We start from the raw sequence: 25778 nt of genomic DNA on the forward strand, positions 1-25778 counted from the left end.
GCGGGGGGAGTCTCATGAAGTTCACGCATGAGTCGCTGCCGCAGCGGGTCCGCTTCGCCACCGGCGAGGCGCCCGCTGCGGTGGCAGCAGAGATCGACGAGCTCGGGGCGCGGCGGGTGATGGTCATCGCCGGTGCGCGCGAGGCCGAGCTCGCCGCCCGGGTGACCGCCGACGTACCGGTCGCGCTGCGTCACGACGAGGTCGTGATGCACGTCCCGGTCGAGGTCGCCGAGCGGGCTCGCGAGCGAGCGGGCGAGGCCGCCGTCGACGCGCTGGTGTGCGTCGGCGGTGGCTCGACCACCGGGCTCGCCAAGGCCGTCGCGCTCACCACCGGGCTGCCGATCGTGGCGGTCCCGACGACGTACGCCGGGTCCGAGGCGACCAACGTCTGGGGGCTGACCTCGGGCGAGACGAAGACGACCGGCATCGACGCCCGCGTCCTGCCACGGACGGTCGTCTACGACGCCGCGCTGCTGACCACGTTGCCCGGCGAGATGACCGTCGCCAGCGGGCTGAACGCGCTCGCGCACTGCGTTGACGCGATGTGGGGCCCGCGCGTGGATCCGATCGACCAGGTCAACGCCGCCGAGGGGATCCGCGGGCTCGCCGGCGGGTTGCCGTTGGTCGCGGCGGACGGCGCGAGCATCGAGGGGATCGAGCAGACCCTCTACGGTGCCTACCTCGCGGCGGTCTCGTTCACCTCCGCCGGCTCGGGGATGCACCACAAGATCTGCCACGTGCTCGGCGGCATGTTCAACCTGCCGCACGCCCAGACCCACGCGGTCGTGCTCCCGCACGTGCTCGCCTTCAACGCGCCGAACGCCCCCGAGGCGGAGGCGCGGATGGCAGCTGCGTTCGGGGCGCCGAGCGCCGTGGAAGGACTCGCGAGGCTGCGTACCAAGCTAGCGGCGCCGAAGGCGCTCGAGGACTACGGCATGCCCGAGGACGGCATCGCCAAGGCGGTCGCGCCGATCCTGGCCGCGATCCCCGCCAACAACCCGACCCCGGTCACCGAGGAGAACCTGACCGCGCTGCTGATCGCGGCGTGGTCGGGAGAGGAGAGCTGATGGCCACCGAGATCTCACCCGAGCAGCAGGCGGTCGAGCAGACCCTGGTCGACACCGTGGTCGCGTCGTTCGACGCCTGCGAGGACCCGCGCCTGAAGGAGGTCATGGTCTCGCTGACGCGTCACCTGCACGCCTTCATCCGCGACGTACGCCTGACCGAGGAGGAGTGGGGCGCGGCCATCGACTTCCTGACCAAGGCCGGCCACATCACCGACGACGTACGCCAGGAGTTCATCCTCCTCTCCGACACCCTCGGCGCCTCGATGCAGACGATCAACATCAACAACGAGGCGTACGCCGACGCGACCGAGGCCACGGTCTTCGGGCCGTTCTTCGTGGAGGACTCCCCGGCGATCGAGCTGGGCGGGGACATGGCGTTCGGGGCCCCGGGTGAGCCCTGCTGGGTCTCCGGCACGGTAACGGACACCGATGGGAAACCGCTGGTCGGAGCCAGGATCGAGGTCTGGGAGGCCGACGAGGACGGGCTCTACGACGTCCAGCGCGACGCCGGTGCGCGGGCGGCTCGGGCGCACCTGTTCACCGACGCCGAGGGCGGCTACCGGTTCTGGGGGCTGACGCCCACGCCGTACCCGATCCCCGACGACGGCCCCGTCGGCAAGATGCTGGCCGCGGTCGGGCGCTCACCGCTGCGGGCCTCGCACCTGCACTTCATGGTGACCCACGAGGGCTGCCGCCCGCTGGTCACCCACATCTTCCCCGAGGGCGACCCGATCGGCTGGAAGGACACCGTCTTCGGGGTCAAGGAGTCGCTGATCAAGAAGTTCGAGCGGCAGGCCGCCGGCGCCCCGACCCCGGACGGCAGTGCCGTCGACGGCACCTGGTCGAAGGTGCGCTTCGACATCGTGCTCGCGCCCACGGGCGCCTGAAACGTCCCTGGCGTGCTCGGGACACAGGGGTGTTGCCCCAGCACGTCAGGGACCTCGGATCAGGTAGCCCTGTCGGCGGCTACTGCGTGACGTCGGGGTCGGCGAAGTCGACCTCGAGCGAGTCGAGGATCGAGGTGATGCTCTGCTCGGTCGCCTCCTTGTCGACACCGGCGTCGTGGAGGATCCCGGCGCCGCCCTCGTGCTCGAGGAGGGCGAGCAGGATGTGCTCGGTGCCGACGTAGGAGTGCTCCAGCCGGAGCGCTTCGCGGAAGGTCAGCTCGAGCACCTTGCGGGCGTCGGCCGTGAACGGGATCATCTCGCCGACCTCGCCGTAGGGCTCCGGAGTGGCGGCGGTCGCCACCTCGCGGACCGTCTCGAGGGTCACACCCTGGGCCCTGATCGCGTGGCCCGCGACCCCCTCGGGCTCGGCGAGGAGACCGAGCACGAGGTGCGGTACGCCGGTCTCGGCGTTCGCCGCCTTCCGCGCTTCGGCCTGGGCCGAGACCACCACCGTGCGGGCCCGTGGGGTGAACTTCGCGAACCCGGCGCTCGGGTCGAGCGACTGGTCGCCGGCCTTGGGGACGTACTTCTTCTGCGCTGCCTGCTTCGTCACCCCCATCCGGGTGCCGATCTCGGTCCAGGAGGCGCCGGAGCGGCGAGCCTGGTCGACGAAGTGCCCGATCAGGTGATCGGCCACCTCGCCCAGGTGCTCGGAGACCACCATCGCGTCGGCCAGCTGGTCCAGGGGCTCGGTCCGAGCCTTCTTGATCGAGTCGATCAGGGTGTCGAGGCGTACGGCCTTGAGGGCAGGGTCAGGGGTGCTGGTCATGCGTTTCTCCTAGGTCGATCGAAAGTGACGGGTCATGGAACTTGCCGGAACGGGACCGCGACGCCCACCGTGACGGTGTTCAGCGTGAACGTCCCGCCGAGGTCGTCGATGGCCGCACCGACCACCTCCAGCACCGGCGCACACTGTTCGCCGGAGAGCTGGGTGAGGAAGCCCTGCGTCGGCACGAAGTCGAGCCACTCCTCGCGCGTGATGTCACGCGACCAGGAGAATCGCCACGGCTCCGGCTCGGCGAACCCGCCGAGCTCGACGAAGCGCTCGCCGACCTGCCGGGCACCCTCTTCGTACGTCCTGTCCGCCTGCTTCATGGCGCCCAGGCCGAGAGGGAGGTCGGGAACGACCGCTTTCAGGCCCTCGAGAAGCGCGTCGCCAATCGGCGCGGGCGGCTCATAGACGTTCCAGAAGGCTGCGAACAGCCCGCCCGGACGCAGCAGTTCCCTCACCTTCGTGGCACCGGCAACCGGGTCGACCCAGTGCCACGCCTGCGCCGCGACGACGGCGTCGTACGTACGCCCCGCGGCATCCCAGTCCTCGAACCGCGACTCCTCCACGACGAGCCCGCGCGAACGTGCGTACGCCGCCATCCGTGCGTCCGGCTCGACGCCGAGCACGCTCGCGCCGACCGCCTGAAGCTGCCTGGCCTCGATCCCGGTCCCGCACCCGACATCCAGCACATCGGGCCCCGAGGAGAGCTCGGTGATCCGGGTGATCAACTCGTCGGGGTAGGCCATCCGGGCACGGTCGTAACGATCGGCGTCAACGCCGAACGACTCGGCCATCTGCCGCTGTCGGTGTGCAGGGTCGGATTCACGGGGCGCCATGCGTCAACCTTAGGTTGACGCAGGGCGTTCGTCAACTCTTGGTTGACGACTTGATGGGCGCTCAAATGCGGCGCGGGCCGGCCATCCAATTGGATGACCGGCCCGCTGCGTACGTGGTGCGTCAGCTGTTGGAGATCTTGATCATCTCGTCGCGCGGGACGACCTTGATCCGCTCGCGGCCCTGGGCCTCACCGAGGGAGCGCTCGTGGTTGTCGAGCCTCTCCCAGCCCTCGATGGTGGTGAACTCGACGCCCTTGCCGGACAGGTGCTCGAGGACTGCCGCGGGCGAGCCGTGCTCGGCGGGCTTGAGCTTGTCGAGGTCGTGGAGGAGGTTGTCGATGGTCTCCTTGGCGTCGGACTTGGTGTGGCCGATGAGGCCGACCGGTCCGCGCTTGATCCACCCGGTGACGTACGTCCCGTTGATCTGCTCGCCGTTGAGGTCGAGGACCCGGCCGCCGGCGTTGGGGATGACGCCGTTCTCGCTGTCGAAGGGCACGTCGGGGAGCGCCTCGGAGAGGTAGCCGACGGCACGGTAGACGGCCTGGACCGGGGTGTCGGTGAACTCGCCGGTGCCGGAGACGGTGCCGTCGCCGTTGTACTCGGTCTTCTCGCTGCGCAGCGCGACCACCTGACCGTCCTCGCCGAGGATCTCGACGGGGTTCTGCATCATGTGGATGACGATCTTGTGCGGCTTGCCCGCGCTGGGCGCCTCCATGTACTTCAGGAGGATGTCGGCCACCAGCTTGGTCGCCTTGTGGCTCTGGATCGCCTTCTCGCCGGCCTCGTCGATCTCGAAGCCCTCCTCCTCGACGACGACCTCGACCGACGGGGAGTGGGAGAGCTCGCGCAGCTCCATCGGGCTGAACTTGATGTGCGCCGGGCCGCGGCGGGCGTAGACGTGGACCGTCTTGGCCGGGTTCTTCTTCAGGCCCTGGTAGACGTTGTCGGAGATCTCGGTGACCAGCTGCTCGTCGGCGGGCTTGGCCAGCATCCGGGCGACGTCGAGCGCGACGTTACCGGCGCCGAGGACGGCGACCTCCTCGGCGTCGAGCGGCCACTCGCGGGAGACGTCGGGGTGGCCGGCGTACCAGCTGACGAAGTCGGCCGCGCCGTAGGACTGGGGCAGGTCGATCCCCGGGATGTCGAGCTCGCGGTCGGCCATCGCGCCGGTGGCGAAGATGACGGCGTCGTAGAACCGGTGCAGGTCGTCGAGCTTGAGGTCGGTGCCGAAGTCGACGTTCCCGATGAACCGGATGCTGTCCTGGTTCAGGACGCGCTTGAGCGCCTTGATGATCTCCTTGATCCGCGGGTGGTCAGGAGCCACGCCGTAGCGAACCAGGCCATAGGGAGCAGGCAGACGCTCGATGACGTCGACGCGCGCACCAGGGTGCTCCTTCGTGAGGATGTCGGCAGCGTAGATGCCGGCCGGGCCGGCACCGACGATCGCAACGCGGATGTCACGCATAAGGGAGTTCAACCTTCCGTGGAGTACTAAGGCAAGCCTAAAGGGGGGCGTGGAACCCTCCGAATCCGTTCCACCAGGTGGTTACGTGGGCGTACGTGGGTTTCACGCTCAACCCTAGAACGTGTTCTCGTTTTGTGTGGATGTCGGGGAGTGATCTCCAACACGTACGGCGCGTCGTCGAGCCTGAACGGGGCTGGTGTGCTTCGCGGGGGCGATGGCCGCAGACCCTGTATCCGATGGTGTTCTCGGCATCGTCCGGAGTCAAGAATGCACACAGGTCAGTCACAGGTCCAGCGGGGGTGGAGCACAGGCACCGCGCCAAACCTTGTGCTCCATGACCGCAACCCTCGATCCAGCAGCGAGCTCGGCGCCTGAAGACGCCGGGGCTGCCACCTTCCGACGACCATGGCGCCCGACCCCTGAGCGGGCGTCCCTTCTCGTTCTGCTCGGCCTGACCGCGCTCGGCTACCTGTGGACGCTCTCGGAGTCCGGCTACGCCAACCAGTTCTACGCCGCGGCCGCCCAGGCCGGCGGGCAGAGCTGGAAGGCGTGGTTCTTCGGCTCCCTCGACATCGGCAACGCGATCACCGTCGACAAGCCGCCCGCCTCGTTGTGGGTGATGGGCCTGTCCGTACGCCTCTTCGGGCTGTCCTCGTGGAGCATCCTGGTCTCGCAGGCCCTGATGGGCGTGGCGACCGTGGGGCTGACGTTCGCGCTGGTCCGGAAGGTCGCGCCGTGGCCGGCGGCGATCGCCGCGGGTGCGCTGACCGCGCTGACCCCGGCGGCCGCGCTGATGTTCCGGTTCGACAACCCCGACGCGCTGCTGGTGTTGTTGCTGGTCGGAGCCGGGTTCTGCACCGTCAGAGCCATCGAGACCGGCAAGGCGCGCTGGCTGGTGCTGGCGGGCGTACTGCTCGGTTTCGGGTTCCTGACGAAGATGCTGCAGGCGTTCCTGATCATTCCGGCGATCGCCGCCGTCTACCTGATCGCCGGACCCGGCTCGTTCCTGAAGCGGGTCCTGCACGGGGTCTACTGCTTCGGCGCGATGCTGCTCGCGGCCGGCTGGTGGATCGCGATCTTCGAGCTCGTCCCCGAGTCGTGGCGGCCCTACATGGACGGCTCGCAGAACAACTCGGTGCTCGAGCTCGCCCTCGGCTACAACGGGATCGGCCGGATCAACGGCGGCGACTACGGCGGGCTCGGCAACGCCGGCTTCGGCAGCGCCGCCGGGATCCTGCGGCTCTTCCAGGGTGTCTCCGGCGGAATGATCACCTGGCTCCTCCCGGCCGCGCTGATCCTGCTCGTCGCGGCACTGGTGTGGCTCCGCAAGGCACCGCGGACCGACCTGACCCGCGCCACCCTGCTCCTCACCGGTGGATCGATGCTGGTCACCGGCCTGGTCTTCTCCTTCATGGGTGGCATCTACCACGACTACTACGTCGTCGCGCTGGCTCCGTGGATCGCCGCGACTGCCGTCATCGGCGCCGCCGTCGTCTGGCGGGACCGTGCGGGCGTCGCCGCCCGGATCGTCCTCGCGGTCACCCTCGTGGCCAGCGCCGCCTGGGCGTGGGTGCTCCTCGGGCAGTCCGACCAGCAGCCGTACGCCACGCTCCGCTGGTTCGTGCTGATCCTCGGTCTCGTGGCCGCTGCCGGCCTGACCGTGGTCGACCGGCTCGACCGGCTCGAGCGGCTCGGGCGCTGGTCCGCGGTGGCGGTGCTGGCCGCGACGGCGGTGAGTGTGGGCATCGGCCCGGCGGCGTACGCGATCCAGACGATCGGGACCCCGCACACCGGCTCCATCGTGACCGCCGGTCCCTACAGCGGCGGCGGTCCCGGCGGTCTCGGGGGTCCCGGCGGCCCCGTGCGGATGCGGGGTGGTCCCGGTGGCCAGGCGATGCCGGCGATGCCGGGTGGCCAGAACGGCGGTCCGAGCAATGGCCAGAACGGTGGCCAGGGCCCCGAGCTGGTCCGGCTCGGCGGCGGAGGTGGGATGTTCGGCGGCGACGAGATCAGCGACGAGCTGGCCGAGGCGCTGCGTACGAACGCCGGCGCGTACCGCTGGGCGGCCGCGACGACCAGCTCCACGAGCGCCGCGAGCTACCAGCTGGGCAGCGGCGAGTCGGTGATGTCGATCGGCGGCTTCAACGGCTCGGCGCCGAGCATCACCCTGAAGCAGTTCCAGGAGTACGTCGCCGACGGCCAGATCCACTACTACATCGCCGGCGGTGGCCCCGGCGGCATGGGAACGTTCGAGCTGCCGGCGGGCATGGAGCTCCCGGGCAACGCGCAGATGCCGGCGGGAGGCCAGGCCGGTCCCGGCAACCGTGAGTCGTCGGTGTCGACCGAGATCAGCAGCTGGGTCGAGGAGAACTTCACCTCGACCGACATCGACGGCACCACCGTCTACGACCTGACCCAGCCGAAGGCGGGCGCATGAGGACGAGCGAGAGCGCCGCGACGAGCGGCGCGGCGCCGGCGCCGACCCAGGTGAGGACCGCGGTGGACCTGGTGATCCCGGTCCACAACGAGGAGCAGGGCCTGGAGAGCTCGGTCCGCCGGCTCGACGACTACCTCGGGCACCTGCCCTACTCGACGACGATCACGATCGCCGACAACGCCAGCACCGACGCCACCTGGCAGATCGCCCGGCGGTTGGAGGCCGAGCTGACCCGCGTACGCGCGGTCCATCTCGACGAGAAGGGCCGCGGACGAGCGCTCAAGGCGGCTTGGTCCTCCTCGGACGCCCAGGTGGTCGGCTACATGGACGTCGATCTGTCCACCGACCTGGCCGCACTCCCGCCGCTGCTCGCGCCGCTCCTGTCGGGCCACTCCGACCTGTCGATCGGGACCCGGCTGGCGAAGGGCAGCCGGATCGTGAGGGGCCCGAAGCGGGACTTCCTCTCGAAGGGCTACAACCTTCTGCTGCGCGGGATCCTGTCGGCGGAGTTCACCGATGCCCAGTGCGGCTTCAAGGCGATCCGCCGCGACACCGCCGAGAAGCTGCTCCCGCTGGTCGAGGACGAGAGCTGGTTCTTCGACACCGAGGTCCTGGTCCTCGCCTCCGAGGCCGGCCTGCGCATCCACGAGGTCCCGGTCGACTGGGTCGACGACCCGGACTCCCGCGTCGACATCGTCAAGACCGTCAAGGATGACCTGGCCGGCATCAGGAGACTGCTGTTCGGGCTGGTCAGCGGCCGGATCGACCTCAGCGGCGTACGTCCTCCCGGGCCCGTCCGGAGCCCGAGCCTGGCGGCTCAGGTGATCCGGTTCGGCGCTGTCGGGGTGCTGAGCACGTTGGCATACCTGCTCCTCTACGTGCTGCTCCGCACCGCCACCGGGGCGCAGGCCGCGAACCTGGTGAGCCTGCTGGTGACCGCGGTCGGGAACACCGCGGCCAACCGCCGGCTGACCTTCGGGATCACTGCGCGGCAGGGTGCGGTGAAGCATCACGTGGCCGGGCTGGCGGCCTTCGGGGTCGGGCTGGCGCTGACCTCGGGATCGCTCGCGCTCCTGCACCTGGCCGCGCCGACGCCCGCGCGGACGATCGAGGTCGTCGTGCTCGTGGCCGCCAACGCCACGGCCACGCTGATCCGCTTCGTCGCGCTCAGGTGGGTGATGAGTCCGCGCGGGTGAGCCGTTGGGTGCCGATGACGCGGAGCAGCTCGAGCCTCTCCGCGGCGTCGGTGCCCTCGGCCGGGAAGTAGGCGAGCAGCTTCACGTCGGCCTCCTCGGTGAGCAGGACCTCGCAGCGTACGGTGACCGCGCCGACCTCGGGATGGATGAACGTCTTCAGGTCGGCACGCCGCACGCCCACCTCGTGGCGCTCCCACAGGCCGCGGAACTCCTCGCTCGCCGCGAGCAGGTCGTGCACCAGCGAGGTGATGTCCGGGTCGCCGGCCCGCCGCGCGTACGTCGCCCGCAGGTCCATCACGTGGCTCGCCGACATCCGGTCCCAGTCCTCCCGGGGCGCCGGCCGGTGGTCGGGCTGGGTGAACCAGCGCCACACCAGGTTGCGGTCGCGGCCGGGTCGCTCGGGAAGGCGCGGCAGCAGCGCGGTGGCGAGCGGGTTGAGCCAGGCGATCTCGCCGGTGTCGGTGCAGATCACGACCGGGATGTCGGTCAGGCGGCGGGCGAGCGCGATCAGGCCGGGACGTACGTAGTGGCTCGCCCGACGTGCCGGCGGTGTCATCCCGGCGAGATAGAAGAGGTGGTCGCGCTCGTCGAGATCGCACTGCAGCGCCCGCGCGATCGCGGAGAGGACCGACTCCGACGGCGCCGACCCGCGTGCTTGCTCCAGCCGGGTGTAATGGTCGGTCGAGACCCCGGCGAGCGAGGCGACCTCCTCCCGGCGGAGCCCGGGCGTACGCCGCCGCGACCCGTCCGGGAGGCCGACGTCCGAGGGCCGGAGCAGCGCCCGGCGACGGCGGAGGAAGTCGGCGAGCTCGCGGCGGTCGGTCACGCTCCCCATCCTCCGTCGAGGGTGGCCGGTTATCCAGGGACGACTCGTCCCTGGATGCGTCGTGCCTGCCGACGGCCTGTCGCGCGCCGCAGGCTGGATGGCATGACGACCCACAACATCACCTTCAGCAGCCGACAGCTCGGCAAGAACGGTCCCACGGTCACCTCCCCGGCGCTGGGCGGGATGAGCCTGTCCGGCGCCTACGGCGCGGTCGAGGACGACGAGGGCGTACGCGTCATCCACGCCTACCTCGACGCCGGCGGCACCCTCATCGACACCGGCGACTTCTATGGCGCCGGGCACAACGAGATGCTGATCGCCCGGGCGCTGCGCGAGCGCAGCCGCGACGACGTGGTGCTCTCGGTGAAGTTCGGCGCGCTGCTGACCCCGGTCGGGATGCCGGCCGGCTTCGACGCCCGCCCCGAGGCGGTCCGGTCCTCGCTGACCTACTCGCTGCAGCGGCTCGGCACCGACCACATCGACATCTACCGCCCCGCTCGCCTGGACCCGCAGGTGCCGATCGAGGAGACCGTGGGCGCGATCCAGGAGCTGGTGGAGGCGGGATACGTACGCCACATCGGGCTGAGCGAGGTCAGCGCCGACACCATCCGGCGCGCCGCCGCGGTGGCCCCGATCAGCGACGTGCAGATCGAGTACTCCCTGCTCAGCCGGGGGATCGAGACCAACGGCATCCTCGAGACCTGTCGCGAGCTGGGCATCGGCATCACCGCGTACAGCGTCCTCGGCCGCGGCCTGATCGGCGGCAGCGGCGCCCTCGGCGGCTCGCTCGCGCACATGCCACGCTTCCAGGGCGACAACCTCGACCACAACCGCGCCCTGCTGGTGACCCTGGAGGAGATCGCCGCGGCCAAGGACATCACCCTCGCGCAGCTCGCCATCGCCTGGGTCGCCGCCCGCGGCGAGCAGATCGTCCCCGTCATCGGCTCCCGCCGGGTGAGCCAGGTCGAGTCGATGGCCGGCGCCAACGCGGTCACGCTCGACGCCGCGGACCGAGCCCGCATCGACGCCGCCGTCCCGGTCGGCGCCGCCCGCGGCGACCGCTACCCCACCCGTTTCATGACCCAACTCGACAGCGAACGCTGACCCCGCCGAAGCGTCAGTTTTCGACACCGAGACGTTGAATCTTGACGGCGAGACGTCAGTTTCTGCCCGAAAACCGACGCCTCGCTGTCAGGAATCGACTCCTCGGCGTCAAGAATCGACTCTTCGCGGGGCGGGGTCAGGGGGTGGGGTCGGTAGCGCGCCAACGCAGGGGGTCTTCGCCTGACTCCTCGACGACGTGGGCGGCGAGGCCGACCGTACGTGCCAGCTGGAAGAACACCTCGGCGGCAGTGTCGGGCAGGTCGCAGGTGAGGACGAGCGCGGCGAGCGCGCCGTCGATGTTCGGCCGGCGCTCGGTCCGCGATGCGATCTCGTCCAGGCGCGCCAGGGTCGGCGCGGAGCCGTCGACGAGGGCGAGGCGCGCGAGGATCGCGTCGGCTCGCGGGTCGCCCTCGGGGTGTCGCCAGTGCCCGAAACCGGGCAGCCGCCCCGCGTCGTCAGCCTCGTCGGGGGCGCCGCTCCTGAGCACCCCGAGGGCGGACGGGCCGATGCCACCGTGCAGCTGCCCGGACAGCGCGGCATAGCCGGCGACCAGGCAGTCGTACGCCGAGGCCCGCGCCGAGGCCGCGACCCGGGCCGCCACCACCGAGGCGGCCAGGCCGTGGTCGACCAGCGCGACCAGTGCGGTGTTGAGCGTGGCCACCTCCCACGGGCTGCCGGAGCGCCCGGCGACGGCGGCGAAGATCGCGTCGGCAAGCGGCCGGTCCGGCTCCGTCTGACCGCCGAGAGCGGCGGGTGCCGCACCGAGCAGCCCCTTGGCGACGCCCGCAGCCGCAGCGGGCCCGACCCAGTCGCCGCGGGATCCCGCCCACTGGGCCAGCGCGGAGAGCCTGCGGTTGAGCGGCAGCGCGGTCAGGTGCGCCGGCACCTCGACGGCGACTGCAGGAGCCGAGCCCAGAACGAGATCGACGACCTCCTCCCACGGCTCGTCGGCCAGGTCGGCCAGCGGCACACCGCGCAGGAACAACTCCCCTTCGCGTACCTCGCTCACGCTCGAGCGGACCGCACGCATCGGCAGCACGCCGAGCGGGGAGCCGGGATGGTGACGGGTGCTGGCCAGCGCGTCGATCTCGGCGCGGTCGAACAGGCTCTCGCCGCCGCTGCGACGCCGGGTGAGCAGACGGCGGCTGACATAGGTGTAGAGCGTCGTGCGCTTCACCCCGAGGCGCTGGGCGGCCTCCCGGGTCGTGATCCACTCCGTCACGACCTCACTCTCGCCCATGGACCGGCCCCGCCGCCATGTCGACTCGATCGACATCGCGTGGCCGGGCCCGGCGGCGGCACGGTGGGCTCTCGACCCGTTCCAGGAGGAGACGCCATGCTGCCGCTGAACGACCTGACCGACATCCGGGAGAGCTATCGGCTCCACGCCGCCGAGATGTCCACCTCGCCCTGCTACCACGCCTGGGCGAGCGCCGTCGCCGACGACCCGGAGGTGCTCCGGGTGCTGAGCGACCTGCCCACGGTGAAGCAGCAGGCCAACCTCGTCTTCGCCGCGGCCAGGTGGCACGGCCTGGACCCCGGTCCCTACGACGAGCTCCGGGCCATGCTCCTCGGGCCGGAGTGGCCGGCGGTGCGCGAGACGATCCTGGCGCGGCGTACGCAGACCAACGAGGTCGCCCGGCTGGCGGCGCTGACCCCGGCGCTCGGCATGCTCGGGGACGGGCCGCTCGCCCTGGTGGAGCTCGGCGCCAGCGCCGGCCTGTGTCTCTACCCGGACCGCTACGACTACGTCTGGGACGGCGCGGGCGAGCTCGGCGGATCGGGTGGGCCGACGCTCCGGGTCCCGGTGGTCGGGCCGGTCCCGGTCCCCGGACGACACCCACACATCACCGCGCGCGTCGGGGTCGACCTCAACCCGCTCGACGTCACCGCCCCGGACGACATGAGCTGGCTGCTCACCCTGATCTGGCCGGGCCACGACGAGCGCCACGACCGCCTCGCCGCGGCGATCGAGGTGACCCGGGCCGAGCCACCCCAGCTCATCGTCGGGGACATGCTCGACCGGCTGGACAGCGCGCTCGAGGTCGCCGCCGCCTCGGGCGGCACGCCGGTGGTCCATCACAGCGCCGCCGTGGCCTACCTGGACGAGCGCGATCGCGTCGAGATCGAGAACCGCATGCGTACGCTCGTCGCGGCCGGCCGCTGCCACTGGATCAGCCTGGAAGGCCCGCGGGTGATTCCTTCCCTCGCCGCGGCGGTGCCGAGCCCGCTGCCCGCAGATCACTTCTGTCTTGCGGTCGACGGACGAGCGGTCGGCTGGTTCCAGGGCCACGGCGCGGCACTCGGCTGGACGCCAGCCGTGAGGCCGTGAGGAAGACCACAGGTCTTGGACCGATACAAACGGCCAATCCTGGTGTCCACCTGTCGATCTGCCCTACCGTTACTCGCCGGTAACCAGCACGGTGGGGTTCCGGTTCGGTTGTCGGTCGTCCATCGGTCACACGCAGATCGGCTGACCGGAACCCCGCCATGCTGGAGACTGAAGACACCGCGAAGCAGACGAAGGAGCCGAGGATGCTCATCGGAGTGACCCGAGAGACGAAGCCTGGGGAGACTCGGGTGGCGGCAACACCCGCGACGGTCAAACAGCTGACCGGCCTGGGCTATGACGTCGTCATCGAGGGTGGCGCCGGGGAGGCGTCCAGCTTCAAGGACGAGGCGTACGCCGAGGCCGGCGCCCGCATCGGCACGGCCGCCGACGCCTGGGGTGCCGACCTGGTCTTCCGGGTCAACGCGCCCTCGGTCGGCGAGGTCGAGCTGCTGAAGAGCGGTGCCACGCTGGTCGCCCCGCTGGCGCCGGCACAGAGCGCTGAGCTCCTCGACGCCCTGGCCGCCCGCAAGGTCGACGCCTTCGCGATGGACGCCGTGCCGCGTATCTCGCGGGCGCAGTCCATGGACATCCTCTCCAGCCAGGCCAACATCGCCGGCTACCGCGCAGTGGTCGAGGCTGCCCACCACTTCGGCCGCTTCTTCACCGGCCAGGTGACCGCGGCAGGCAAGGTGCCGCCGGCGAAGGTGCTCGTGGCCGGTGCCGGTGTGGCCGGTCTGGCCGCGGTCGGCGCGGCGAGCTCGCTCGGCGCGATCGTGCGCGCCACCGACCCCCGTCCGGAGGTCGCCGACCAGGTCAAGTCGCTCGGTGGTGAATACCTGAAGGTCGAGGTCGAGGTCGAGGAGTCGACCGACGGCTACGCGAAGGCGACGTCCGAGGCCTACGACCAGCGGGCCGCGGAGATCTACTCCGAGCAGGCCGCCGACGTCGACATCATCGTGACCACCGCGCTGATCCCGGGACGCCCGGCGCCGAAGCTGATCACGGCGGCTGACGTCGCGAGCATGAAGTCCGGCTCGGTCATCGTCGACATGGCGGCCGCGATGGGCGGCAACGTGGAGGGCAGCGTCAAGGACGAGGTCGTCACCACGCCCAACGGCGTCACGATCATCGGCTACACCGACCTGCCCGCGCGCCTTCCCGCGCAGTCCAGCCAGCTCTACGGCACCAACCTGGTCAACCTGATGAAGCTGGTGACGCCGGAGAAGGACGGCGTACTCGCTCTCGATCTCGAGGACCAGGTCCAGCGCGGCCTGACCGTCGTGCACGACGGCGGCGTGCTCTGGCCGCCCCCGCCCGTGCAGGTCTCCGCGGCTCCGGCCGCGGCCGCCCCCGCCGAGGTGGCGGTCAGGGAGACTCAGAAGCCACTCTCCGCCGGCGCGAAGCTCGCGCTCGTCGGCACCGGCGCGCTCGCGCTCTTCCTGCTCAACGCGGTCGCCCCGGCCGAGATCACCCGGCACTTCACCGTGCTGACGCTCTCGGTGGTGATCGGGTTCTACGTGATCGGTCACGTGCACCACGCGCTGCACACCCCGCTGATGTCGGTGACCAACGCGATCTCCGGGATCGTCGTGGTGGGCGCCCTGCTGCAGCTCACCGTCGCCGACAACGTGGTCCTGGTGCTCGCGGGCATCGCCACGCTGCTGGCGAGCATCAACATCTTCGGTGGCTTCGCCGTGACCCGCCGCATGCTCTCGATGTTCCGGAAGGCCTGAGGGACGAAACCATGGATATCTTCTCGATCGCCGGCGCGGCCTACCTCGTCGCCGCGCTCCTCTTCATCCTGTCCCTGGCAGGTCTGTCCAAGCACGAGACCGCCTCGCAGGGCTGGGTCTACGGTGTCTCCGGCATGGCGCTGGCGCTGATCGCGACCGTCCTCCAGGTCGCCGACGCGGGCACCAGCACCGCCGTTTTCGTCCTGGTCGGCGCGGTCGCCGTCGGTGCGGTCATCGGCCTGTGGCGTGCCAAGGTCGTCGAGATGACCGGCATGCCCGAGCTGATCGCGCTGCTGCACTCCTTCGTGGGTCTGGCCGCCGTCCTGATCGGCTGGAACGGCCACTTCGAGGCCGCCATCGGCCAAGGCCACGGGGGCGCCATCCATGACGCCGAGGTCTTCATCGGCGTCTTCATCGGTGCGGTCACCTTCACCGGCTCGATCGTCGCCTTCCTCAAGCTCTCGGCGCGGATCAAGTCGGCGCCGCTGATGCTGCCGGGCAAGAACGTCATCAACATCGGCGCGCTGGTCGTCTTCGTGATCCTGACGGTCGTCTACGTCATCAACCCGACGCTCCCGCTGCTGATCGCCGTCACCGTCGTGGCGCTGGCGCTCGGCTGGCACCTGGTCGCCTCCATCGGTGGCGGCGACATGCCGGTCGTGGTCTCGATGCTCAACAGCTACTCCGGGTGGGCCGCGGCCGCCTCGGGCTTCCTCCTGGGCAACGACCTGCTGATCGTCACCGGTGCCCTGGTCGGCTCCTCGGGTGCGTACCTCTCCTACATCATGTGCAAGGCGATGAACCGCTCGTTCATCTCGGTCATCGCCGGTGGGTTCGGCATCGAGGCCGGGCCGTCCGGTGACGTCGACTACGGCGAGCACCGCGAGATCAACGCCGAGGACACCGCCGACCTCCTCGCCGACGCCTCCTCCGTGGTCATCACCCCGGGCTACGGCATGGCGGTGGCCCAGGCGCAGTACCCGGTCGCCGAGCTCACCCGCATCCTGCGGGAGAGGGGCGTGGACGTACGTTTCGGCATCCACCCGGTCGCCGGCCGTCTGCCGGGCCACATGAACGTGCTGCTGGCCGAGGCCAAGGTGCCCTACGACATCGTCCTCGAGATGGACGAGATCAACGACGACCTCGCCGAGACCGACGTCGTCCTGGTCATCGGTGCCAACGACACCGTGAACCCGGCCGCCGCCGAGGACCCCAGCAGCCCGATCGCCGGCATGCCCGTCCTGCGGGTCTGGGAGGCCAAGAACGTGGTCGTCTTCAAGCGGTCGATGGCCGCGGGCTACGCCGGTGTGCAGAACCCGCTCTTCTTCCGCGAGAACTCGCAGATGCTCTTCGGCGACGCCAAGACCAGGGTCGACGAGATCGTCGGCGCGCTCCTCCGCATCAACGCCTGACGGCCGGCGACCGGCCAGGTGCCGGCCTCGGGACCTCGTGTCCCGTGGCCGGCAGGTCGGGCTGGACCTCCGGGGCCCTGCGTCCCGGCAGCCGCAACCACGTGGGCAGGGCCAGGAACGCCTCCGCGCGCAGGGCAGCGGTGGCCACGGTCGGGATGTCGGACGGGCCCTCGTAGGCGATGAAGCGCGGCGCCCACTCGGGGTGGTACTTCGCGTTGGCGCGGTAGAGCGACTCGATCTGCGCGAACCGTGACGCCCACAGCAGCACCGCCCGCCAGGCCCTGACGTACGGCCCGGCGCCGAGCCGCTCGCCGTGGGCGAAGACGCTGCGGAAGACGGCGAAGTTGAGGGAGATCTTGGAGATCCCGAGATCGGGCGCCCACTGGCACAGGGTGGCGACCATCAGCTCGATGACCCCGTTCTCGGAGTCGCGCGAGCGGCGCATCAGGTCGAGCGAGAGTGCGTCGTCGCCCCACGGGACGAAGTGGAGCAGCCCGACCAGATCGCCGTCACCGTCCCGGGCGAGAACCAGCAGCGCATCGCCGTCGGCAGGGTCGCCGAAGCGCCCCAGCGCCATCGAGAAGCCGCGTTCGACCTCGCCCTCGCGCCAGGCGTCCGCCCGCTCCCGCACCAGGTCCAGGGTGTCGGGGGCGAGGTCCTTCACGCGTACGCAGTCCGCGGTGACACCGGCGCGCCGGGTCCGGGCCACGGCCTGGCGTACGCCCCGCATCGAGCGCCCCTCGAGGCTGAACTCCGAGAGGTGCACGATCGCCTCGTCGCCGAGTTCGAGGACGTTGAGCCCGGCCTTGCACAGTGCCGTGGCGCCGCGTTCGGAGGAGCCGAGGTTGGCGGGCGTCCAGCCGTAGGAGCGGGCCTCGTCGAGCCAGGCGCCGATCGCACCCGGCCACGCCGACGGGTTGCCGACGGGGTCGCCGGCCGACAGCGACGTGCTCCCGACGACGCGATAGGAGATCGCGGCCTGGCCGCAGGGACTGAAGATCACCGAGCGGTCACCGCGGGTGGCGAAGTAGGAGAGCGAGTCGACCCAGCCCCACTTCGCGAGCAGGCCGCGTACGCGCGCCTCCTCGTCATCGGTGAGGTGGTGCGGGCCGTCGGCCGGCTGCACCGCGACCAGGAGCGCCACCAGCAGCAGCGCGGCCCCGAGCACGGCCAGGCCCACGGCCGACCGGGCCGCAGCGATGTCGCTGACGAAGTCGATAGGTCCGGGGATCCCGGCCAGCCCGAGCAGCGCCTGCAGCAGCCGCTCGTAGCCGGTCGTGTCGGCGAGCTGGCCGCGGGTCACGATCGCGAGCCAGCCGTAGCCCACCCCGGTCGCGACCACCGGCCCGAGCAGCACCACGGCCAGCAGCCGCAGCCGCGAGCGCGGGTCCGGCAGCGCGGCGAAGTTGCGGTGGGCACTGATGAGGAGAGCGGTCAGGAGCGCACAGAGCAGCGCCTCGACCAGGCTCAGCGCGCGTACGACCTGGAAGACGGTGTCCACCGCGACCAGCACCGTCACGATCAGCCAGGCGCGGTGCTTGCCGCGGCGCAGCGAGCGCGCCAGGACCAGCAGGATCACACCGATCGCGAGCGAGCCCGTCGTCGCTGCCGCCGGGAAGACGTCGGGAACCATGTTCTCGACGAGGTCGGTACGTCGCGCCAGATCGGGTGCGAAGACCCCGAGAAGGGTGATGATGCCGACGCCGAGAACGACGTTGCTGACCGATCGCGGCGACTGCAGCGTACGGAGGGCCCTGGAGGCGCGCCTGTGTGCCATGGCGCAGATCCTAAGGCTGGATCGGCGCGCGTCCCATTGCGGGGATATCCCAGCCCTGACCAGCGCAAACGTGATGCAGGTCTCGCTCTGGTGAATTCTGCGCGACCGGGGCCTGACACCCAGAATGAGTCTCGTGTCCGAGCCGTTCACTGACTCCCTCGAGTCGATCCGCGTCCCCCACACGTTGCTGGAGGACGCGCTCGGCTACGTGACCAGCATCGTGGTGACCTCGCTGGGTCTCTACCTGATCCAGTCGGTCGGCTCGGTGACCGGTGGCACCGCCGGCCTGAGCCTGCTGGTGAGCTACTGGACCGGGCTGCCGTTCGAGGTCCTCTTCGTGCTGGTCAACCTGCCCTTCTTCGGGCTCGCGCTCTCCAAGAAGGGCATCGGGTTCACCCTCCGGTCGTTGGGCTGCGTCATCGCCGTCTCGCTGATGACCCGGGTCCACGCCGACCTGCTCCCGCTCGACGGCCTCGACACCGTCTACGGCGTCGTGGCCGGCAACCTGCTCGTCGGCCTCGGGCTCCTGGTGATCTTCCGTCACGGCGCCTCGCTGGGCGGCTTCAACGTGCTGGCCCTGCTCCTCCAGGAGCGGCTCAACCTGCGAGCCGGGTACGTCCAGATGGGCCTCGACATCAGCGTCATCCTGCTCGCGCTCTTCGTCGTCCCACCCGTGACCGTCCTGCTCTCCGCCGTCGGCGCGGTCGTCCTCAACATCATCCTGGCGTTCAACCACCGGCCCGGCCGCTACCTCGCCTGACCCGGTCGTCAGCGGTAGAGACGTACGGACGTCCTGTCGTTGACGTAGATCCCGTGCGCCGATGCGCCGACTCGTACGTCCTCGGGGTAGTAGTCGTCGGCCATCGAATCGACATCCTCGAGGTCGAGGGTCCAGGCGGCCTTCTCGCTGTTCCAAGCGCGGTAGCCGATCGTGGAGCCGTCGACGGTGTAGGCGCCTTCGTCGAAGGCCACGGTGACGTGGTCGTAGCCCTTGTCGATCACCGCGCCGTCGGCATCGAAGAGAGTGCCCGAGGACTGGTGAAAGTTGACCGGTCGGCCGTCGAGCTCGATCACGTCCATGGTGAGGTACGCACCGCTGGTGGCGAGATCGATGTCGCCGATATGACCGTCCGGTCCGAAGATCGGGAACGGCCCATCCAGTGGCTGCTTCGAGCCGGTGAGCGGGTCCGACTGCGCCGCCGGGACGACCACGTACCGGTTCTTCGCGGCGTGGATGACCTCGCCGTGGGTCGAGTCGGTCCAGAGTTGCCTGCCGCTGTCCGGGGCGAACGCCAGGAGCGAACCAGACGCGACGAGGAGCATCTGGTCGGACACGTAGAGGTAGGTCCGGCCGTACTCGTCGAGGCCGTCGTCGTACCCCGTGGGTAGCGCCGTACGCCACTCCTCCTTGCCGTCGAGGTCGTATCGGACGAGGTCGCTCACGTCGAGGGCATAGATCGCAGAGTCGGTCGGCGAGAACCAGGTGCCCTTGATGGTCCAGCTCTCCTCATTCGTCCTCGGGTCGAGCTTGGTCATGCTGTCGTCGTCGGAGACGAGATAGCTGCCGTCCTCCTGGATGGAGTAGAGGTCGACCCCCTCCGGCGCTTCCCAGACCGCCTTGCCGTCGAAGTCGAAAAGTATCGTTCCGCTGTCGCTGGTGCTTCCGCTGCTGGATGCCCGCGCGACGTACCAACTCGCCTCGATCAACTGCTCCTTCTCGTGGACGATGGTCACGTTGTAGGGGTGCCTCTCGTCCCGCCACACCTCCTTGCCGCTCTTGTCGAGGGCCACGATTCCGTCGGCATCACCGCTGAGACTGACGAGTGCTCCGCCGTTCGGAAGGTCTTGTGCGTACGCGATCTCCTGGTCCGAGGTCCAGGACCAGACCTCCTTCGGTTCCGAGGTCACCGGCCCCGGTCCGGACGCGTCGCCATCACCTCGCAGCTCGGTGTAGACGAGGGTGCTGGCGACGTAGACGATCAGGGCAAGGATCAGACCGCCAAGCACCCACACACCGATGAGATGGTGGCGCTTGGTTGGGTAAGGACTAGCTGGCTGCATGTTCATATGATTGCCATGGTTTGTCGTTTTTTGCCTGATAAAGAGTCGTATTGCATGGATGTGCCCAGTTGGTCAGTCGGAATGACGCTGGCGTGGATGGTGCAGAGTGGACGTATGACTGCCGCGAAGCGCGCGCCCCAGCCCGGCGCCGAGGACCTGACCGAGCACCTGCGTGACCGCTGGTCGGTGAGTGTCTTCGACCCGGCCCACGAGCTCGTCGACGCCGAGATCAGGCTGCTCGTCGAGGCGGCCCGGTGGGCGCCGAGCGCCGGCAACAGCCAGCCGTGGTCGTTCCTGGTCCTGCCCCGTGGATCCGCCGGCCACGAGACCTTCGTGAGCCACCTCTCCCGCGGCAACTCCGGCTGGGTGCCGCGGGCCTCCGCCGTCTTCGTCGCGATCGCCCAGGTCGGCGTGGGCCCGGACGGCAACGGCCCGAAGTGGTCCGACTACTCCCACTACGACCTCGGCCAGGCGGCCGCACACCTGACCATCCAGGCTGCCTCCCTGGGGCTGTCCTCTCACCAGTTCGCCGGGTTCGACCACGATGCCGTGGCAGCGGCCTTCGGCGTACCGGACTGGTGGAAGGTGATGACCGGGATCGCGGTCGGTCGCCACGGCGACCCCGCGCAGGTCGACCCACGCGATGCCGAGCGCGAGGAGCGCGAGCGCGTGCGGCGGCCGCTCGAGGAGGTCGCGTACGCCGACAAGTGGGGCACTCCCTGGGCCTGATCCGCCCCGGGTGGCCGTCCGGGGAGCGGGCCAAAAAGGTCGTACCCGGCGGGGCATCGGTCTAAGGTTTCCTGGTGAAGAGAGGTCAGGGAGCGGGTCTGCTCCGGCGCATGACAGCAGGTCTGATCGTGCTCGGGGTGCTGGGTGCTGGGCTCGTGCTGACCGCGCCCGCCGCGACCGCCGCCCCCGACGACGGCATCGCCGAGTCCTCCCGCACCCGCTATGTGCTCGACGAGGGTGCCGTCCGGGTGAAATCCACGATCACGGTCACCAACCAGCGGCCCAGCACGGCGACGACCTACTACTTCCTCACCGGTCATGCGATCCCGATCCCTGCCGGGGCGAGGAAGGTCAGGGCGACCAGCAACGGCTCGAGGCTCGCGGTGAGCACCGAGAAGATCGGGGGTACCGGCCTGCAGGTTGCCTCGGTCTCGTTCCCGAACCTCTACTACGGCAAGTCCCGCACGATCACGTGGACCTATGAGCTGCGAGGCGCCCCGATCCGGGCGAAGAAGAACCACATCCGGATCGGCAAGGGGTACGCCGTCTTTCCGGTCCTCGGTGTCGGCGACGACGACTCGGTGACCGTCGAGGTCGTGCTGCCGCGGACGATGGACTTCTCCAGCTCCGTCCCGGGCTTCAGGAGCAAGGTCAAGGGACACACGGAGACCTGGAAGGTCACGGGCGGCTTCATCGAGGGCGGTGTGTCCGCGCGCGACCCGAAGGTCTACGACGAAGAGAAGATGGCGGTCGGCGACACCGACGTCTCGCTGCAGAGCTTCCCCGGCGACGAAGAGTGGCGCGAGTTCGCGAAGAAGCAGGTGCGCGCCGGGCTGCCCGTCCTGGAGAAGACGATCGGGCAGGAGTGGCCGGGCGGCCTCGACACCATCCGCGAGGACGTCTCCTCCGAGGCGCTCGGATATGCCTGGTTCGATCCCGACGCCGATGAGATCGTCGTCTCCGAGGACCTCGATGCCGCAGTCCTCTACCACGAGATGACCCACGCCTGGATCAATCCCGACACCGTCCGCGGGCGGTGGCTCTCCGAGGGGCTGACCGAGATGGTCGCCCAACGGGTCACGAAGGCGACCGGTGCCAAGGGGCAGACCTACGGCAAAGTGAAGCGTCGCAGCAAGGACGCCTTCCCGCTCACGTTCTGGGACTCTCGGGCCCGCGCGGGCGTCGAAGGCTCCGACGTCTACGGCTACCCGGCCTCCCTGACCGCGGTCTCCGCGATTCTCGACGGCCTCTCCGACAAGCAGCTCACGGCTCTGCTGAGCGACGTCTATCTGGGGCGTACGGCCTACACCAACGTGTCGGACGGCGACGAGCCGCGGCCGGGCGACTGGTCCACCTTCCTGGATCTCGCCGTGAAGCACGGCGCCTCGCCGAAGAAGGCCGAGAAGGCACTGCGCACCTGGGTCCTCAGCAAGCCTGATGTGAAACACCTCGCGACGCACGCCGAAGCCCGCAAGACGTACGAAGCCCTCGACCGTGCCAACGGCGACTGGGTGCCGCCGGCAGGCGTGCGCGATCCGATGTCGTTCTGGCAGTTCCACAGCGCCGAGACCGTCATCGAGATGGTCGAGGGCAGCAGCAAGGACGCCGTCGCGGTGCAGGAGGCGGCGGAAGCGGCCGGTATCCCGGTGCCAGCGGCGGTCGAGAAGGCCTACGAGACCGCGAACGTCACCAGCGAGTACGAACAGCTCGCAACGATGCTGCCGAAGGCGGCGGAAGCGACCAAGGAGGTCGGCGCGGCCAGCTCGGCGGTCGCCGGCACGCAGAACCCGATCACCGAGCTCGGCGAGCTCGTGCTGTTCCTGGACACCGGCGCGGCGAGCGCGCGGCAGGACCTGGACAACGGGCACCTCGACGACGCGTCGGCGACGGCCGAGGGGGTGCGCGACCGGGCGGCCTGGGCCTTTTTGGCAGGTCTGGTCGCACTGGTCGCGCTTGCTGCGGCTGCGTACGGGATCTTCAGGGGCGTTCGCAGCGCGGCGGTGCGTCGCCGGATCGCCGCGGCGCGCAAGCGGCGGGCGGACCGGCGTGCGTTCCTCGCGCAGGTGAAGGAGACGAAGAGGGCCGGGGCGCCCTGGGACCGTCCGGCCCCGACACCGCCGGGCCCGTCGAGGCCCTCCGGACCGCAGGGACCGCCTCCGCCACCGGGGCCACCGCCGTCAGTCGGTGGCGAGCTCTTCGGCGTACAGCGCGGCCCCTACGGCCCCGGCGGTGTTGAGCAGCTTCGCCGGGATGATCTCGGTGTCCAGTTCCAGCAGCGGCAGGAACTCCGCCGCTTCCTTCGAGACCCCTCCGCCGACCAGGAATAGGTCGGGCGAGAAGAGCATCTCCAGGTGCTGGTAGTACCTGCGCAGCCGCTTGGCCCAGTGCTTCCAGGAGAGCTCCTCGCGCTTGCGGGCGACGTTGGAGGCGCGGGTCTCGGCGTCGTGGCCGTCGAGCTCGAGGTGACCGAGCTCGGAGTTGGGCACGAGCACGCCGTCGTAGAGGAGCGCCGAGCCGATCCCGGTGCCGAGGGTGGTCATGATGACCAGCCCGCGGCGGCCCTTCGCGGCGCCGTAGCGGACCTCGGCCAGGCCGGCGGCGTCGGCGTCGTTGACCACGTGCACGTCGCGCCCGGTGGCCGCGGTGAAGATCGCGTCCGCGTCGGCGCCGATCCACGACTTGTCGATGTTGGCTGCCGAGTGGACCACCCCGTGGCGTACGACCCCGGGGACGGTCACGCCGACCTTCCCGTCGTAGTCCGGGAACTGCGCGAGCAGGTCCACGAAGATCTCCGCGATGGCTTCGGGTGTGGAGCGTTCGGGGGTCGGGATGCGTACGCGTTCCTCGGCGAACTCGCCGGTGGCGAGATCGATCGGGGCACCCTTGATGCCCGTGCCGCCGAAGTCGATGCCGAAGGGCAGGCTCGTCGTCATGCGGCCATCCTATTTACAACCACCGACGTGACGTACGACACTTGACATATCATCCAGAATTGTCAAGGGGGCCGACGATGGAGTTCGCCAACAGCACCGTGCCCGCGGGCTCGACCGAGCAGTGGCGCGACAAGAAGCGCTATCTGTGGCTGCTGGGCCTGGTGGTTCCGATCCTCGGCTTCATCGCGATCGGTGGCTGGCATCTCACCGACATCGGCGCGTTCCTGTGGACCGGACCGATCATCATCCTCGTCGTGGTGCCCGCGATCGACCTGTTCGCGGGGCTCGACCAGTCCAACCCGCCCGACGACATGATCGAGGCGCTGGAGAACGACCGCTACTACCGCTGGATCGTCTACTCCTACCTCCCGCTGCAGTACGCCGTCTTCATCGGCGGCATGGCCATCGCCGCCCACGGCTCCTTCGACGGCCACCCGCTGAGCATGATCGACCGGGTCGGGCTGGCGATCTCGGTGGGCTGCATCGGCGGCATCGGCATCAACACCGCCCACGAGCTCGGCCACAAGCGCGAGGACGTCGAGCGCTGGCTGTCCAAGATCGCGCTCGCGCAGAGCTTCTACGGCCACTTCTACATCGAGCACAACCGCGGTCACCACGTCCGCGTCGCGACGCCCGAGGACCCGGCCTCGGCCAAGGTCGGCGAGTCCTTCTACGCCTTCTGGCCGCGCACCGTCTCGGGCTCGCTGAAGAGCGCGTGGAGGCTGGAGAAGAAGAGGTACGCCCGCCGCGACCAGCACCCGTTCCGGATCGGCAACGACGTACTCAACGCCTGGCTGATGTCCGCGGTGCTCTGGGGTGCGCTGATCGGGTGGCTCGGGCCGGTGGTGATCCCGTTCCTGCTGATCCAGGCCGTCGTCGGGTTCTCGCTGCTCGAGGTGATCAACTACATGGAGCACTATGGGATGCTGCGCCAGCGCGTCGGCCGGCGCTACGAGCGCGTGGACCCGAGCCACTCGTGGAACTCCAACAACATCGCCACCAACGTCCTGCTCTACCACCTGCAGCGCCACAGCGACCACCACGCCAACCCCGTACGCCGCTATCAGACCCTGCGCGACTACAAGGAGTCTCCGGTGCTGCCGACCGGCTACGCCGGGATGATCCTGCTCGCGATCCTGCCGCCGGTCTGGCGCCGGGTGATGGATCCCCGGGTGCTGGCGCACTTCGACGGCGACATGTCGCGGGCCAACATCCTGCCGCGCAAGCGGGACCGGATCCTGGCGAAGTACCCGCCGCCCGAAGCCGACCGGGCCGAGGCCGGCGACGACACCGTCGCCCGGGTCATCGCGGCCGAGGTGCTGGCGGCCCGCTGCCCCGGCTGCGGCTACACCTACCGGGTCGAGGAGGGCAACGAGGCCGAGGGTTTCGCCGCCGGGACCGCGTGGGCGGACGTACCCGACGACTGGTGCTGCCCGGACTGCGGTGTGCGGGAGAAGGTCGACTTCGTGCCGCTGGCCTCGGACTCGGTCGAGTCCTAGCTCATGGGAGCACTAGACTCTGGCCCATGGCCGCCGGCGCACCTGAAACCACCCGGCAGCGGATCCTCGACGCTGCCGTCGAGATGACGACCGAGACCGGGTGGGCGAGCGTGACGATGTCGCGCATCGCTGAGCGCTGCGGGGTCAGCCGCCAGACCGTCTACAACGACATCGGTGCCAAGCCGGCACTGGCCAAGTCGCTGATCCTGCGCGAGCTCGAGCAGTTCCTCGCCGTCGTGAGCGCGGCCTTCGACCAGGAGGACGACTTCCTCAAGGCGATCCGGCAGGCGACGTACGGGGTGCTCGACCGTGCCCAGGACAACAAGCTGCTGCACGCGGTGGTCTCGGCGACCCATGGTGCCGACACCGAGCTGCTGCCCTACCTGACCAGCCACAGCGAGGGGCTGCTCGGCTACGCGATCGAGATCATCCACGAGCACATCGAGCGGTTCGACCACGGGCTCAGCGCCCATCAGGCGGACGTCGCCATCGAGACGATCGTGCGCGTCGTGCTCAGCCACGTCATGCAGCCGACCAAGTCACCCGACGAGACCGCCGACGACATCTCCTGGCTGGTGTCGCGGGTCCTCGGCTGAGCTACCCGCGAGTTGGGTGCTCACCAGCCCTCGCCTAACCTTCCTGCGGGGAGGTA

At 69.9% G+C, this 25778-nt stretch carries 20 protein-coding genes; 12 read left to right on the forward strand and 8 right to left on the reverse strand.

From position 1 onward, the window contains the following. Nucleotides 1–14 precede the first annotated feature (14 nt). Entirely contained in the window at nt 15–1067 is a 1053-nt protein-coding gene (locus tag ACIA03_RS13060; protein WP_396982998.1) for a maleylacetate reductase, read from the forward strand. Beyond that, nucleotides 1067–1954 carry a dioxygenase gene (locus ACIA03_RS13065; RefSeq protein ID WP_396983000.1) on the forward strand — a complete coding sequence of 296 codons (888 nt, stop codon included), beginning with the start codon at nt 1067–1069 and terminating at the stop codon, nt 1952–1954. Before ACIA03_RS13060 ends, ACIA03_RS13065 begins: the two co-directional genes overlap by 1 nt. 79 nt (nt 1955–2033) lie before the next feature. Here the strand turns inward: ACIA03_RS13065 and ACIA03_RS13070 are convergent, their stop codons facing one another. The 3 genes from ACIA03_RS13070 to ACIA03_RS13080 all read right to left on the reverse strand — a co-directional run bounded on the left by ACIA03_RS13070 (nt 2034) and on the right by ACIA03_RS13080 (nt 5087). Further along, nucleotides 2034–2783 (reverse strand): Clp protease N-terminal domain-containing protein, encoded by a 750-nt coding sequence (locus ACIA03_RS13070; protein ID WP_396983002.1) that lies wholly within the window; start codon nt 2781–2783, stop codon nt 2034–2036. A 32-nt stretch (nt 2784–2815) separates the two neighbouring features. Further along, complete coding sequence (locus ACIA03_RS13075; protein ID WP_396983004.1) at nt 2816–3622, reverse strand: class I SAM-dependent methyltransferase; 807 nt, start codon at nt 3620–3622, stop codon at nt 2816–2818. A gap of 121 nt (nt 3623–3743) precedes the next feature. Then, entirely contained in the window at nt 3744–5087 is a 1344-nt protein-coding gene (locus ACIA03_RS13080) for an FAD-dependent oxidoreductase (RefSeq protein ID WP_396983006.1), read from the reverse strand. A 334-nt stretch (nt 5088–5421) separates the two neighbouring features. On the opposite strand from ACIA03_RS13080, the gene ACIA03_RS13085 reads away from it, so the two are divergent. Together ACIA03_RS13085 and ACIA03_RS13090 are read left to right on the forward strand one after the other, a co-directional pair. Then, the gene (locus ACIA03_RS13085; RefSeq protein ID WP_396983008.1) at nt 5422–7524 is read left to right on the forward strand and encodes a glycosyltransferase family 39 protein; all 2103 of its coding nucleotides are present in this window, start codon (nt 5422–5424) and stop codon (nt 7522–7524) included. Next, nucleotides 7521–8720, forward strand: coding sequence for a glycosyltransferase (locus ACIA03_RS13090; RefSeq protein WP_396983009.1), 1200 nt, complete (start codon nt 7521–7523; stop codon nt 8718–8720). Before ACIA03_RS13085 ends, ACIA03_RS13090 begins: the two co-directional genes overlap by 4 nt. On the opposite strand, the gene ACIA03_RS13095 is transcribed toward ACIA03_RS13090, so the two are convergent. Then, nucleotides 8692–9546, reverse strand: a complete 855-nt coding sequence (locus ACIA03_RS13095) for a helix-turn-helix transcriptional regulator (RefSeq protein ID WP_396983011.1) — start codon at nt 9544–9546, stop codon at nt 8692–8694. The two genes, ACIA03_RS13090 and ACIA03_RS13095, sit on opposite strands and share 29 nt — an antisense overlap. A 102-nt stretch (nt 9547–9648) precedes the next feature. On the opposite strand from ACIA03_RS13095, the gene ACIA03_RS13100 reads away from it, so the two are divergent. Then, nucleotides 9649–10650, forward strand: a complete 1002-nt coding sequence (locus ACIA03_RS13100) for an aldo/keto reductase (RefSeq protein ID WP_396983013.1) — start codon at nt 9649–9651, stop codon at nt 10648–10650. 136 nt (nt 10651–10786) lie between these two features. On the opposite strand, the gene ACIA03_RS13105 is transcribed toward ACIA03_RS13100, so the two are convergent. Next, nucleotides 10787–11872: a citrate synthase gene (locus ACIA03_RS13105; RefSeq protein WP_396983015.1), complete on the reverse strand. Its 1086-nt coding sequence runs from the start codon at nt 11870–11872 to the stop codon at nt 10787–10789. Between the two features lie 114 nt (nt 11873–11986). On the opposite strand from ACIA03_RS13105, the gene ACIA03_RS13110 reads away from it, so the two are divergent. The 3 genes from ACIA03_RS13110 (at nt 11987) to pntB (ending at nt 16127) form a co-directional block, all read left to right on the forward strand. Next, nucleotides 11987–12982, forward strand: coding sequence for a DUF2332 family protein (locus tag ACIA03_RS13110; protein WP_396983017.1), 996 nt, complete (start codon nt 11987–11989; stop codon nt 12980–12982). A 203-nt stretch (nt 12983–13185) separates the two neighbouring features. Then, nucleotides 13186–14715 carry a Re/Si-specific NAD(P)(+) transhydrogenase subunit alpha gene (locus tag ACIA03_RS13115; RefSeq protein WP_396983868.1) on the forward strand — a complete coding sequence of 510 codons (1530 nt, stop codon included), beginning with the start codon at nt 13186–13188 and terminating at the stop codon, nt 14713–14715. 11 nt (nt 14716–14726) lie between these two features. Further along, nucleotides 14727–16127 (forward strand): Re/Si-specific NAD(P)(+) transhydrogenase subunit beta, encoded by a 1401-nt coding sequence (gene pntB, locus ACIA03_RS13120; RefSeq protein WP_396983019.1) that lies wholly within the window; start codon nt 14727–14729, stop codon nt 16125–16127. Here the strand turns inward: pntB and ACIA03_RS13125 are convergent. Next, nucleotides 16117–17904, reverse strand: coding sequence for a phosphatidylglycerol lysyltransferase domain-containing protein (locus tag ACIA03_RS13125; protein ID WP_396983022.1), 1788 nt, complete (start codon nt 17902–17904; stop codon nt 16117–16119). The genes pntB and ACIA03_RS13125 overlap by 11 nt on opposite strands. Before the next feature lie 124 nt (nt 17905–18028). On the opposite strand from ACIA03_RS13125, the gene ACIA03_RS13130 reads away from it, so the two are divergent. Next, nucleotides 18029–18664: a YitT family protein gene (locus ACIA03_RS13130; protein ID WP_396983024.1), complete on the forward strand. Its 636-nt coding sequence runs from the start codon at nt 18029–18031 to the stop codon at nt 18662–18664. An 8-nt stretch (nt 18665–18672) separates the two neighbouring features. On the opposite strand, the gene ACIA03_RS13135 is transcribed toward ACIA03_RS13130, so the two are convergent. Then, nucleotides 18673–19965 (reverse strand): hypothetical protein, encoded by a 1293-nt coding sequence (locus tag ACIA03_RS13135; protein WP_396983026.1) that lies wholly within the window; start codon nt 19963–19965, stop codon nt 18673–18675. Between the two features lie 114 nt (nt 19966–20079). On the opposite strand from ACIA03_RS13135, the gene ACIA03_RS13140 reads away from it, so the two are divergent. Further along, nucleotides 20080–20694, forward strand: a complete 615-nt coding sequence (locus tag ACIA03_RS13140; RefSeq protein WP_396983028.1) for a nitroreductase family protein — start codon at nt 20080–20082, stop codon at nt 20692–20694. A 2177-nt stretch (nt 20695–22871) separates the two neighbouring features. Here the strand turns inward: ACIA03_RS13140 and ppgK are convergent. Further along, on the reverse strand, nt 22872–23627 hold the full coding sequence (gene ppgK, locus ACIA03_RS13145) for a polyphosphate--glucose phosphotransferase (RefSeq protein WP_396983030.1): 756 nt from the start codon (nt 23625–23627) through the stop codon (nt 22872–22874). A 77-nt stretch (nt 23628–23704) separates the two neighbouring features. Between ppgK and ACIA03_RS13150 the strand changes: the two genes are divergently transcribed. Both ACIA03_RS13150 and ACIA03_RS13155 read left to right on the forward strand, forming a co-directional pair. Beyond that, nucleotides 23705–25126, forward strand: coding sequence for a fatty acid desaturase (locus tag ACIA03_RS13150; protein ID WP_396983032.1), 1422 nt, complete (start codon nt 23705–23707; stop codon nt 25124–25126). 26 nt (nt 25127–25152) lie between these two features. Next, nucleotides 25153–25722 carry a TetR family transcriptional regulator gene (locus tag ACIA03_RS13155; RefSeq protein ID WP_396983035.1) on the forward strand — a complete coding sequence of 190 codons (570 nt, stop codon included), beginning with the start codon at nt 25153–25155 and terminating at the stop codon, nt 25720–25722. Nucleotides 25723–25778: the final 56 nt, after the last annotated feature.

The organism is Nocardioides sp. NPDC051685 (genome assembly GCF_044453405.1).
GTDB lineage: Bacteria > Actinomycetota > Actinomycetes > Propionibacteriales > Nocardioidaceae > Nocardioides.

Excerpts from the sequence above, each read along its gene's own strand:
- ACIA03_RS13085 (WP_396983008.1), top strand. The coding sequence starts at position 5,422 with ATGACCGCAACCCTCGATCCAGCAGCGAGCTCGGCGCCTGAAGACGCC.
- ACIA03_RS13150 (WP_396983032.1), top strand. The coding sequence starts at position 23,705 with ATGGAGTTCGCCAACAGCACCGTGCCCGCGGGCTCGACCGAGCAGTGG.
- ACIA03_RS13110 (WP_396983017.1), top strand. The coding sequence starts at position 11,987 with ATGCTGCCGCTGAACGACCTGACCGACATCCGGGAGAGCTATCGGCTC.
- ACIA03_RS13070 (WP_396983002.1), bottom strand. The coding sequence starts at position 2,783 with ATGACCAGCACCCCTGACCCTGCCCTCAAGGCCGTACGCCTCGACACC.
- ACIA03_RS13080 (WP_396983006.1), bottom strand. The coding sequence starts at position 5,087 with ATGCGTGACATCCGCGTTGCGATCGTCGGTGCCGGCCCGGCCGGCATC.
- ACIA03_RS13125 (WP_396983022.1), bottom strand. The coding sequence starts at position 17,904 with ATGGCACACAGGCGCGCCTCCAGGGCCCTCCGTACGCTGCAGTCGCCG.
- ACIA03_RS13135 (WP_396983026.1), bottom strand. The coding sequence starts at position 19,965 with ATGCAGCCAGCTAGTCCTTACCCAACCAAGCGCCACCATCTCATCGGT.
- ACIA03_RS13130 (WP_396983024.1), top strand. The coding sequence starts at position 18,029 with ATGAGTCTCGTGTCCGAGCCGTTCACTGACTCCCTCGAGTCGATCCGC.
- ACIA03_RS13065 (WP_396983000.1), top strand. The coding sequence starts at position 1,067 with ATGGCCACCGAGATCTCACCCGAGCAGCAGGCGGTCGAGCAGACCCTG.
- ppgK (WP_396983030.1), bottom strand. The coding sequence starts at position 23,627 with ATGACGACGAGCCTGCCCTTCGGCATCGACTTCGGCGGCACGGGCATC.
- ACIA03_RS13155 (WP_396983035.1), top strand. The coding sequence starts at position 25,153 with ATGGCCGCCGGCGCACCTGAAACCACCCGGCAGCGGATCCTCGACGCT.
- ACIA03_RS13090 (WP_396983009.1), top strand. The coding sequence starts at position 7,521 with ATGAGGACGAGCGAGAGCGCCGCGACGAGCGGCGCGGCGCCGGCGCCG.
- ACIA03_RS13075 (WP_396983004.1), bottom strand. The coding sequence starts at position 3,622 with ATGGCGCCCCGTGAATCCGACCCTGCACACCGACAGCGGCAGATGGCC.
- pntB (WP_396983019.1), top strand. The coding sequence starts at position 14,727 with ATGGATATCTTCTCGATCGCCGGCGCGGCCTACCTCGTCGCCGCGCTC.
- ACIA03_RS13115 (WP_396983868.1), top strand. The coding sequence starts at position 13,186 with ATGCTCATCGGAGTGACCCGAGAGACGAAGCCTGGGGAGACTCGGGTG.
- ACIA03_RS13100 (WP_396983013.1), top strand. The coding sequence starts at position 9,649 with ATGACGACCCACAACATCACCTTCAGCAGCCGACAGCTCGGCAAGAAC.
- ACIA03_RS13060 (WP_396982998.1), top strand. The coding sequence starts at position 15 with ATGAAGTTCACGCATGAGTCGCTGCCGCAGCGGGTCCGCTTCGCCACC.
- ACIA03_RS13140 (WP_396983028.1), top strand. The coding sequence starts at position 20,080 with ATGACTGCCGCGAAGCGCGCGCCCCAGCCCGGCGCCGAGGACCTGACC.